General features: G+C 70.9%; 9 protein-coding genes and 2 pseudogenes. 5 read left to right on the top strand and 6 right to left on the bottom strand.

Annotated features, from left to right (window positions below; translation table 11 throughout):
• Positions 1-537 (bottom strand): annotated as a pseudogene (locus VIP82_RS16220) (aggregation-promoting factor C-terminal-like domain-containing protein); the annotation flags it as partial.
• A gap of 246 nt (positions 538-783) precedes the next feature.
• Complete coding sequence (gene pgi / locus VIP82_RS16215; RefSeq protein WP_331910451.1) at positions 784-2,466, bottom strand: glucose-6-phosphate isomerase; 1,683 nt, start codon at positions 2,464-2,466, stop codon at positions 784-786.
• 99 nt (positions 2,467-2,565) lie between these two features.
• On the opposite strand from pgi, the gene VIP82_RS16210 reads away from it, so the two are divergent.
• The 3 genes from VIP82_RS16210 to VIP82_RS16200 all read left to right on the top strand — a co-directional run bounded on the left by VIP82_RS16210 (position 2,566) and on the right by VIP82_RS16200 (position 4,335).
• On the top strand, positions 2,566-3,396 hold the full coding sequence (locus tag VIP82_RS16210; protein ID WP_331910449.1) for a Cof-type HAD-IIB family hydrolase: 831 nt from the start codon (positions 2,566-2,568) through the stop codon (positions 3,394-3,396).
• A gap of 100 nt (positions 3,397-3,496) precedes the next feature.
• Positions 3,497-3,865 (top strand): HNH endonuclease, encoded by a 369-nt coding sequence (locus VIP82_RS16205; protein ID WP_331910447.1) that lies wholly within the window; start codon positions 3,497-3,499, stop codon positions 3,863-3,865.
• Entirely contained in the window at positions 3,862-4,335 is a 474-nt protein-coding gene (locus VIP82_RS16200) for a GNAT family N-acetyltransferase (protein ID WP_331910445.1), read from the top strand. The genes VIP82_RS16205 and VIP82_RS16200 overlap by 4 nt, the downstream gene beginning before the upstream one ends.
• 72 nt (positions 4,336-4,407) lie before the next feature.
• On the opposite strand, the pseudogene VIP82_RS16195 reads toward VIP82_RS16200, so the two are convergent.
• Positions 4,408-5,163: pseudogene (locus tag VIP82_RS16195) on the bottom strand (SDR family NAD(P)-dependent oxidoreductase).
• 109 nt (positions 5,164-5,272) lie between these two features.
• Here VIP82_RS16195 and VIP82_RS16190 point away from each other — a divergent pair.
• The gene (locus VIP82_RS16190; RefSeq protein WP_331910443.1) at positions 5,273-5,854 is read left to right on the top strand and encodes a TetR/AcrR family transcriptional regulator; all 582 of its coding nucleotides are present in this window, start codon (positions 5,273-5,275) and stop codon (positions 5,852-5,854) included.
• Between the two features lie 15 nt (positions 5,855-5,869).
• On the opposite strand, the gene VIP82_RS16185 is transcribed toward VIP82_RS16190, so the two are convergent.
• Together VIP82_RS16185 and VIP82_RS16180 are read right to left on the bottom strand one after the other, a co-directional pair.
• Positions 5,870-6,712, bottom strand: coding sequence for an esterase/lipase family protein (locus VIP82_RS16185; protein WP_331910441.1), 843 nt, complete (start codon positions 6,710-6,712; stop codon positions 5,870-5,872).
• A gap of 10 nt (positions 6,713-6,722) precedes the next feature.
• Positions 6,723-7,373 (bottom strand): TetR/AcrR family transcriptional regulator, encoded by a 651-nt coding sequence (locus tag VIP82_RS16180; RefSeq protein ID WP_331910439.1) that lies wholly within the window; start codon positions 7,371-7,373, stop codon positions 6,723-6,725.
• Positions 7,374-7,487: 114 nt separating this feature from the next.
• Here VIP82_RS16180 and VIP82_RS16175 point away from each other — a divergent pair, with 114 nt between their 5' ends.
• Positions 7,488-8,960, top strand: coding sequence for an MFS transporter (locus tag VIP82_RS16175; RefSeq protein ID WP_331910437.1), 1,473 nt, complete (start codon positions 7,488-7,490; stop codon positions 8,958-8,960).
• A gap of 7 nt (positions 8,961-8,967) precedes the next feature.
• Here VIP82_RS16175 and VIP82_RS16170 read toward each other — a convergent pair.
• Positions 8,968-9,807, bottom strand: an 840-nt coding sequence (locus tag VIP82_RS16170) for a C45 family autoproteolytic acyltransferase/hydrolase (protein ID WP_331910435.1), incomplete at its 5' end; no start/stop codon positions are given.

Here is a 9,807-nt window from a genome sequence, read left to right as displayed (position 1 = left end):
TCGCTGCGCCTCGGCGGCGGCTGCCGCGGCTGCAGCGGCCGCTTCCTCCGCGGCCTTCTGCGCCTTGGCGGCGTCGAGGTGCTCGCGCAGCTCGGAGATGCGCGCCGAGACCCGGGCGGTGACGCGGTTCGCGTCGGCGGCGAGCCCCGGGACGAGGAGCATGGGCACAAGGTCGAGCTTCGACAGGCGATCGGTCGCCTGCTCGAGAGGGGCGGTGTCGATCGACGTGTCGGGGAGGCCGAGGTCGAGGCCGGACGCCGCGATGTCGGCGGTCACAGCGGTGGCTTCGGTGACGGCGACGCGCGCGGCGAGCACCGTGCCCTGGGCGTCGACGCGGATGTCGCGCAGTGTCGCTTCGGGCGCGGTGGCCGAGGCGATGGCCGACGCAGCCAGCGGAGCGGCGTTGGCGAGGGTCGGCGAGGCGAGCGTGAGGCCCGTCGTGAGGACGATGCCGAGGGCGGCGCCGGCGGCGACGGCGGGGATGAAGAAGCGGCCGCGGCGGCGGCGGGCAGGAGTGAGTGACGAATCTGAGTGCATGACGAACGTAGGATCCTTCGGGTATCGCGCCGCGGGTATCGGCGCCGTGTGCCCTCGGGTCGGACACACAAGTGCCCGAGTCTGCCTCATGCCGTCTGGACGACTCCCGGTGTTTTCCTGAACGAATCGTGGGAGGCGTTTTCCCCGAAAGTCCTGATCCGAGGCACGAGAAGGCGTGGTCCGCCGTCGAAAACAAAGGGGGGAGGATGCCGGAGTGCCGGCATCCTCCCCCCTCAGGGAAGCGATTCAGACGGTGCGGTGCGCCGTGTAATACGCGAGCAGGGCGCGGGTCGAGGCGTCCTGCGCGGCGATCGCCGCCTCGTCTCCCTCGATGGCCGGGGCGATCTGCAGGGCGAGCTGCTTGCCCAGCTCGACACCCCACTGGTCGAACGAGTTCACACCCCAGATCACGCCCTGGGTGAAGGTGATGTGCTCGTACAGCGCCACCAGCTGGCCGAGCACCGAGGGCGTGAGCGCCGGCGCGAAGATCGACGTGGTGGGCTTGTTGCCCGCGAAGGTGCGCGCGGCGACGAGGGCGCCGGTGGTGCCCTCCGCCTCGACCTCTTCTGCCGTCTTGCCGAACGCCAGCGCCTTGGTCTGAGCGAGGAAGTTCGACAGGAACAGCCCGTGCACGTCGCGCCCGTCGTCCGCCAGCGGGTAGGCGGGGTTCGCGAAGGCGATGAAGTCCGCCGGGATCAGCCGGGTCCCCTGATGGATCAGTTGGTAGAAGGCGTGCTGGCCGTTCGTGCCCGGCTCGCCCCAGAACACCTCGCCGGTATCGGTCGTCACCGGGGAACCGTCCCAGCGCACCGACTTGCCGTTCGATTCCATCGTCAGCTGCTGCAGGTACGCGGCGAAGCGGCTCAGCTGCTGTGCGTAGGGGAGCACGGCGTGGGACTGGGCGCCGAGGAAGTTCGTGTACCAGACGTTCAGGAGCCCCATCAGGACGGGGACGTTGCTCCTGAGCGGAGTCGTGCGCACGTGCTCGTCGACCGCGTGGAATCCGGCGAGCAGCTCACGGAACACGTCGGGTCCGAGCTCGATCATGAGCGACAGGCCGATGGCCGAGTCGACCGAGTAGCGGCCGCCGACCCAGTCCCAGAACCCGAAGGCGTTCGCCGTGTCGATGCCGAAGGCGGCGACCTTGTCGAGCGCCGTCGACACGGCGACGAAGTGGTGGGCGACGGCACCCGTCTTCGCCTCGGCGGAGCCGTCGATCGCGCCGGACGCCTCGAGGCCGGCCCAGAGCCAGTCGCGGGCGAGTCGCGCGTTCGTCAGCGTCTCGAGGGTGGTGAACGTCTTCGACGCGACGATGAACAGCGTCGTCTCGGGGTCGAGCCCCTTCGTCTTCTGCGCGAGGTCGGTCGGGTCGATGTTCGAGACGAACCGTGCCTCGATCCCGGCGGTCGCGTAGGGCTCCAGGGCTGCGGAGATCATGACGGGGCCGAGGTCGGACCCCCCGATCCCGATGTTGACGATGTGGGTGACCTTCTTGCCGGTCGCGCCCGCCCATTCGCCGGAGCGCACGCGGTCGGCGAACGCGGTCATCGCGGTCAGCACCGACTGCACGTCGGCATCGATGTCCTGCCCGTCGACGACCAGCGGGGGCTGGGCGCCCGCCGGGCGGCGGAGCGCCGTGTGCAGCACCGCGCGGTCCTCGGTGGTGTTGATGTGCTCGCCGGCGATCATCGCGGCGTAGCGCTCGGCGACCCCGGTCTCCTCAGCGAGGCGCACGAGGGCGGCGAGGATCTCGTCGGTCACGAGGTTCTTCGACAGATCGACGTGCAGGTCGGCGAGCTCGAAGCTCAGCCGTTCGGCGCGGCGCGGGTCGATCGCGAACCAATCGCGCAGATCGGGGGCGAACGAATCGCGGAGGGAGCTGAGCTCGGCCCAGGCGGACGTGGTGGTGGCATCGACGGGAGCGGTCACGCCCCTAACGTACTCGCGGCGATGCGCGCCTTGGTTACGGGTTACTCACCGACGGTCCGTGTCCGTTGTGAGCGCGCCTACCCTGGGGGAGGAGGTGCCATGCCCTATCCCTCGCCCGGCCTGCGCCTGATCGCCGTCGACATGGATGGCACGCTGCTCGACGGCGACGGACGCATCCCCGACGCTCTGTGGCCGCTGCTCGACCGGCTGCGCGCCCGCGGCATCCGATTCGCTCCGGCGAGCGGACGCCAGCTCGCCACGCTCCAGCGCGCGTTCGCAGAGCACCTCGACAACATGGTGTTCATCGCAGAGAACGGCGCGTACGTCGTCGAACGTGATGTCGAGATCAGCTCAGACGCGATGGACGCCGCGTTCACGGCATCCCTCGTCGCGCGCCTGCGCGCGCTCGCCGCGGCGGGCAGCGACCTCGGCGTCGTCGTGTGCGGCAAGCGGTCCGCGTACATCGAGCGCGCGGATCCGCCCTTCCGCGCGGAGGCGGAGAAGTACTACGCGCGCCTGCAGGTCGTCGACGACCTGCTCGAGGTCGACGACCAGATCCTCAAGGTCGCGGTCTTCGATTTCGTGGAGGCCGCCACCACGGCCCCCGCTCTCGACGATCTGCGGGCGACGCACCAGGTCGTCGTCTCGGGACATCACTGGATCGACGTCATGAACCACGGCGTCAACAAGGGCGTGGCGCTGCGCCGTCTGCAGGTGGCGACGGGGATCACGCACGAGCAGACGGCCGTGTTCGGCGACTACCTGAACGACCTCGAGATGATGGATGCCGCCGCCCTGTCGTTCGCGATGGCCAACGCGCACCCGGACGTCGCGGCCCGGGCGCGGTTCCGCGCTCCCTCGAACCTCGACCACGGCGTCATCACCACGATCGAGAAGCTCCTCGACGGGGTGCCCGAGGCGTCCGTCTGAGCCGGCCGTCCGTGTGAGTGCCGGCGAGAGCACATGATGTCGGCGGACGGGCGGCCGCGTCGACCGGGTGTCGACGACCGTGCTCGGTAGCGTGTCAGGCATGGCGGTGAGTCAGACCAGGCGGGCGCGCGCCGCGCGGCGCCGTGCGCGCCGGGTGGCCGCCGCCGACAACGACCTGACGCTCGACGAGTGGGAGGCGCTGCTCGAGGCCTGGGGGGCATGCGCGTACTGCGGCATGGCGACCGGTCCCTTCCAGAAGGACTGCGTCCTGCCGATCTCGCGCGGGGGCAGGTACACCTTCGAGAACGTCGTGCCGGCATGCCGTTCGTGCAACGCGAGCAAGAGCAACGACGAGGTCACCGGGTGGCTGCGGCGGAAACGGCTCGACGAGCGCGCGTTCCTGCTGCGGCACATCGAAGTGCTCGCCGCCTGGCGCGGCTCCGTCCAGGCGGCCCTCGACGCGCCATGACCCTCGACATCCGTCCGTACGAGGCCCGCGACTGGGACGACATCTGCCGCATCCATGACGCCGCCCGCCTCGACGAACTGCGCGGCGCCGGCCTGCTCGAGGCCTACCTCGACCTCGCCGCCACTCACGAGAACGAGGGCCTCTTCGACGACGAGGTCTGGGTCGCCGAGGTCGACGGCCGGGTCGCGGGCTTCATCGCCGGCAGTGTCGGCCCCGACGGCGGCGAGATCACGTGGATATACGTCGACCCGAGCATGTACCGCCGGGGGATCGGCCGCGCACTCGTCGAGCACTTCATCGCACGCTCGGGTGGTCCGGTCGAACTCGAGGTGCTCGACGGCAACGCCGCGCGCGCCTTCTACGAGTCGCTCGGCTTCGTGCGCACGGCGACCACCACCGGCAAGCTCGCCGGCAACGAGACGTTCACCGCGACCGGCCACACGCTCGTGTGGACTCCGGCGCCGCCCTGACGGTCGGCGCGGACGAGGAAGCGGCCCGCGCGATTCGGGTTCGCGCGGGCCGCTGGTTCGGGAGGACGGATGCTACTGGGCGGCGTAGCCGCCGTCGACGAGGTGGTAGCTGCCGCTGACGAAGGTCGCGGCATCCGATGCGAGGAATGCGACGAGGTTCGCGACCTCCTGCGAGTCGCCCAGGCGACCGAGGGCGTGCTTGGCGGCCAGCGCCGCCTGTGCGTCGGCGTCGAGGTTGGCGTCGACCAGCGGCGTGTGGATGAAGCCGGGCCCGACCGCGTTGACGCGGACGCCCTGCGCGCCGTACTCGAGCGCGGCGTTCTTGGTGAGGCCGACGACGCCGTGCTTGGCGGTGACGTAGGCCGACGACATCGGGATGCCGACCGAGCCGAGCACCGACGAGATGTTCACGATCGAGCCGCCGCCGTTGCGGGCGATCGCGGGCGCCTGCGCGCGCGTGCCGTAGAACACCGCGTTCAGGTTGATCTCGATGACTTTCTACCACGAGTCGATCGGGTACTCGCCGATCGGCGCGGCGGCGCCGCCGATGCCGGCGTTGTTGACCGCGATGCGCAGCGGCGCGAGCGCCTCTGCGGCGTCGACGGCCGCCTGTCCGACCGCGGGGTCGGAGACGTCGCCGACGAACGCGACCGCCGTGCCGCCTGCGCCCGTGATCTCCTCGACCACCGCGTCCGCGGCTTCCTGTCGCACGTCCGCGACGACCACCGCCGCACCGTTCTCGGCGAGAGTGAGGGCGACCGCCCGGCCGATGCCGGATCCGGCGCCTGTGACGATGGCGGAACGCTCCGCGACATCGTACGTAGCCATGATGTACCTCCGTTGGCGGCGTCAGCGCGTGGCGCCGGATTGTTTCTCCGACAGATGTCGGTTACTCATGAGTTAACCTACACCTGTCGAAAAGATTCCCGGAGGTGGAATGGACCCCCGCAAGCAGCGCAGTCGCGACCGTCTGTACGCCGCCGCACTTGCGCTCGCCGCAGAGCGACCGCTCTCGAGCCTCACCGTGACGCAGCTCGCTGACGCGGCGGGTGTGCACCGCTCGACGTTCTACGAGCACGCCGAATCTCCTGCCGGTCTCGTCGAAGCCGCGCTGACCGCCGAGCTCGACGTCCTCCGGGACGAGCTGATGAAGGACCGATCGGATGCCGCCACCGCCGTCGCCACCGTGACCGAGGGCGTCCTGCGGCACATCCTCCGCCACGTCGACATCTACCGCCGCGAGCTGGCGGACGGGGGAGGGGCGCTGCACGCGATGCTGAGCCGGCACTTCCGCGGGACCACCCAGATCCTGCTCGAACGCGGACGGATACAGCTGCCGCTGACCGCCGACGGCGCCTCGGACTCGGTCGTCTCAGACGCCGCCGCCCGCTTTCTCGCCGACGGCACGGTGGGGGTCATCGACGGGTGGCTGCGGCATCCTCGTCCCCGCGTCGAGGACTTCCTGCGCGTCTATCTGGCGCTGCTCCCGGCCTGGTGGCCGCACCGTCCCGGGGTCTGATTCCGGGGTCGGTGCTCATCCGTCGTCCGGCCGCCCGAGCAGCGAGATGCCGTCGAGCACCGCACGATGGGTCGCCGGCGAGGCCAGCACCCGGAAGTGCCCGGCGGCGGGCACCGCGATGTTGGTGGCGCCGTCCAGGGCGCTGCCCTCGGGGATGTGCGGGTCGAACGGGCCGAAGATCGACACGATGCGCCCGTTGATCGACGTCTCGCGGCCGAGCATGACGATCGTCTCGTCGTCGGGAAGGAACGCCCGGATGCTCGGATCAACGAAGATGCGTGCCCGCCGAGCGCCCGCGAACGGCGTCGCGACGGCCACCAGTCCGAGGAGCCCGAGCGGGCGTGTGCCGGTGCGCGGCGTCGCGGCGGCGGCGGCATCCGTCGGGTCCTCGCCCGAGGTGGCGGCTCTCGCCGCCTCGACCGCGGCGCCGGAGGTCACCAGCACGTGCTTGCCGATGAGCCCGCCCTTGCTGTGCGCCACGAGCACCACGCCGGCCCGCGGGGGCGGGGTGTCGGCGAGCACGCGCTCGAGGCGGTCGGCGGTATCAGGGATGCTGCGGCGGTTCACGCCGAGTCCGTGGACCACCCGTACCCGGTGCCCTGCTGCCGCCAGGACATCGCCGAGGGGGCGGAGGAACGTCCAGTGCTCGTAAACCCCGGGGACGAGATAGACCTCGGGAAGTGCGGGGTCGCCCTGGCGCCAGGATGCCGGGAGGGGGCGCGGCCGGCCGATCGACCAGGGGAGCGAGAGCACGGCGAACTGGCGTCGCGCCGCGTACAGGTAGTCGGCCGCCCACCACAGGGCGTGCCGTACCGGTGAGGAGCGCGGGGCTGCGTCGGACGCGGCACGGTCGACCATGGAGCGCAGTCTACGAGGGGGGCGGCACGGCGGTGCCGCGCACGCCCGTGATCGCCGCTTCCACGACGGATGCCGCGAGGGCGTCGACGACGGGCGCCGGCTGCCGGCGCACCGGGCCGTGCACCGCGATGTCGGCGAAGCCGTGGACCGCCGACCAGCACGCCCACTCGGCGTAGGGCCGCCGCTCGGGCGCGAGGGCTCCGGCATCCACCATGGCGTCGAGCGTGTCCATGAGTAGCCGGAAGGGCGCGACGATCTCGTCGTCGAGAGTGACGATGGCGCCGCTGGCGTCGGCGTCCTGCGTGAAGATGGCGGTCTCGAACCATCCGGGTTCCGCGCGGGCGAAGTCGATGTACGCCAGCCCGACCCGGCGCAGGCGCTCGATCGTCGCCGCTGCGGGAGCGAGGCCCCCGGGGGTCGCGGCGACGCGTGCGGTGATCGCGCCGGCGAGGGCGAGCTGCGCCTCACGGGCGACGGCGCGCACGAGAGCGTCCCGGTCGGCGAAGTGTCGGTACGCGGCGTTGGGCGAGACGCCGGCGGCGCGGGTCGCCTCTCGAAGTGTCACGGCGCCAGGGCCGCCGGTGCGCGCGAGCTGCAGTCCCTGACCGATGAGGGCCTGTCGGAGGTCGCCGTGATGATAGGTGCGCACGGGTGAAGTCATTGCATCCTCCGGCCCGGGTGTGTACGGTGTGAACATTGTATGTGAACACTGTCCACATCGAGCTTAGACCCTCGCTCTTCCCTCCCCGACCGAGAACACGCCTAAGGAATCGACATGAGTCAGACGAGCCCCGCAGGGCCCGCCGCCTCCGACGAGGATCTTCGCGCACACGCCGGGCCGCGGACGCTGCGCGCGTTCTATCAGGTGCTCGTCAACACCGCGCTGGCGAACGTGACGAGCAGCTACCTCTGGTTCGCGCTGACGTTCTGGGTGTACCTCGAGACGAAGTCCGTGCTCGCCACGGCGATCATCGGCGGGTCGTACATGCTGCTCGTCGCCGTGTTCGGCGTCGTGTTCGGCGTGATCGTCGACCGGATGAAGAAGAAGGCCGTCATGCTGCTCTCGAGCATCGTGACCGCGGTCGCCTACGTGCTCGCGGGCGCCATCTATCTGGCGGTCCCCGAGAGCGCCCTCCTCGACTGGGGCGGGCTGTGGTTCTGGGCGTTCGCCGGCGTCATCCTCATCGGCGGCGTCGTGGAGAACCTCCGCAACATCGCGCTGTCGACGACCGTCACCCTGCTGGTCCCGGCCGAGCGCCGCGACCGCGCCAACGGCCTGGTCGGCGCGGTCCAGGGCATCGCGTTCATGGTGACGAGCGTCTTCTCGGGCCTGTCGATCGGCCTGCTGGGCATGGGATGGACGGTCGCGATCGCCATCGCGGCCACCGGCGTCGCGCTCGTGCATCTGCTCTTCGTGCCGATCCCCGAGCGGGGCGTCGCCCACATCGCCGGCGACAACCCTGCCGCAGCGGCGCAGGGGTTCGGATTCCGCGGAGTGATCCCCGCCGTGATGGCGGTGCCCGGACTGCTCGCCCTCATCCTCTTCTCGACGTTCAACAATCTCGTCGGCGGCGTGTTCATGGCCCTCATGGACCCCTACGGGCTGACGCTGTTCTCGGTCGAGGCCTGGGGGATCGTGCTCGGCGTGACGAGCTTCGGGTTCATCATCGGCGGCGCGCTCGTGGCCAAGTTCGGGCTCGGCAAGAACCCCGTGCGCACGATGCTGCTGGTCAACATCGGGATCGCCCTGCTGGGCATGAGCTTCGCCATCCGCGAGTGGTGGTGGCTGTACGCCCTCGGCATCCTGATCTTCATGGCTCTCATGCCGATCGCCGAGGCCTCCGAGCAGACGATCGTGCAGCGCGTGGTGCCGTACGAGAAGCAAGGCCGCGTCTTCGGCTTCGCGGCGAGCGTGGAATCGGCGGCAGCGCCGGTCTCGGCGTTCCTGATCGGTCCGATCGCCCAGTTCTGGCTCATCCCGTTCATGGAGTCGCCGGAGGGCCAGGACTCGTTCGGCTGGCTGCTCGGCGACGGCGAGGCCCGGGGCATCGCGCTGGCGTTCGTCGGGGCGAGCCTGGTGCTGTTGCTGGTCGTGCTGCTCGCCTTCGTGTCGAAGCCCTACCGCGAGCTGTCGGATGCATACGCCGCAGCTCCGCCGTCGCTGCCCGCCGAGGATGACGAGGGTGCGGATGCCGCCACTGCGGGCGTCCGGCAGACGGGGGACGATCTGCGCTCAGGGCTGCGCTGACGCCCGGTCAGAACCGCATGAGCCCTGCGGCCGCGGCTTCGTCGGGGCGGCCGGGGAACACGTCGAGGCCGAAGCCCACCGTGTCGACGCTGATCGTGAGGAGCGTCGCCCACTGATCCACGCGGGGCAGCGCCGGGTCCGGGGTCATGCAGACGGCGGCGTCGGCGCCCAGACCCCCGCAGACGGCGAGTGCCCGCGCGGTGGGATCGGGGCCCGCGAGGCCGCTGCGGACGGCATCGAGGTGGGCGAACCGCTCGTGGGTCGTCGAGTCGGCCGGCATCGTGTCGCCGGCGAACAGGTCGGCATCGAGGAAATGGTTCGTGTGGAACAGCCACCCGTCGGCGCCGGGCTGGACGACGCCCAGCCCGGCCGGGGACAACTCGAGCGACGCGGCGCGGGAGCCGCCGGTACCGGGGACGGTCTCGAACACGGTGAGCACCGTCGACGCGCTGACCGTCGCGCTCTCCGCGATGCGCCGGGCGTCGGCGATCGAGCGCGCCTCGTCGAGGATGCGCCGCGCGACCGCATGGACGGGCACGCCGCCCTCATCGGAGTCGGACGCGTGCGAGAGGATGTTGAAGTGCAGGCCCAGCCCGGCGCTGTTGACGCCGATCTTGGCCGCGGTGCCGAACTCGGTGAACAGCTTCACGTCGAGCCCCGCGGCCGAGGGGATCGCCCAGAGCAGCCCCTCCGGCACGAGGAAGTCGTGCCAGTCCCACGTCTGGATCGACTCGGCGGCCTGGCCGGGGGCGACGTGGACGGCGGTGGAGCACTCGCCCTCGGTGCCGGGGGGTGCGGCCGCGAGGATCTCGGTGCGAGCCCCCACGGCCGCGAGACGCCACCGGTC

Source organism: Microbacterium sp., from assembly GCF_036566905.1.
Lineage (GTDB): Bacteria > Actinomycetota > Actinomycetes > Actinomycetales > Microbacteriaceae > Microbacterium.
The sequence above is the reverse complement of the archived record's forward strand: the minus strand, read 5'-3'. Positions and strand labels throughout refer to the sequence as shown.

Coding starts and splice junctions, on each gene's coding strand:
- VIP82_RS16190 (WP_331910443.1), top strand. CDS start 5,273: ATGGACCCCCGCAAGCAGCGCAGTCGCGACCGTCTGTACGCCGCCGCA.
- VIP82_RS16200 (WP_331910445.1), top strand. CDS start 3,862: ATGACCCTCGACATCCGTCCGTACGAGGCCCGCGACTGGGACGACATC.
- VIP82_RS16175 (WP_331910437.1), top strand. CDS start 7,488: ATGAGTCAGACGAGCCCCGCAGGGCCCGCCGCCTCCGACGAGGATCTT.
- VIP82_RS16210 (WP_331910449.1), top strand. CDS start 2,566: ATGCCCTATCCCTCGCCCGGCCTGCGCCTGATCGCCGTCGACATGGAT.
- VIP82_RS16180 (WP_331910439.1), bottom strand. CDS start 7,373: ATGACTTCACCCGTGCGCACCTATCATCACGGCGACCTCCGACAGGCC.
- VIP82_RS16205 (WP_331910447.1), top strand. CDS start 3,497: ATGGCGGTGAGTCAGACCAGGCGGGCGCGCGCCGCGCGGCGCCGTGCG.
- VIP82_RS16185 (WP_331910441.1), bottom strand. CDS start 6,712: ATGGTCGACCGTGCCGCGTCCGACGCAGCCCCGCGCTCCTCACCGGTA.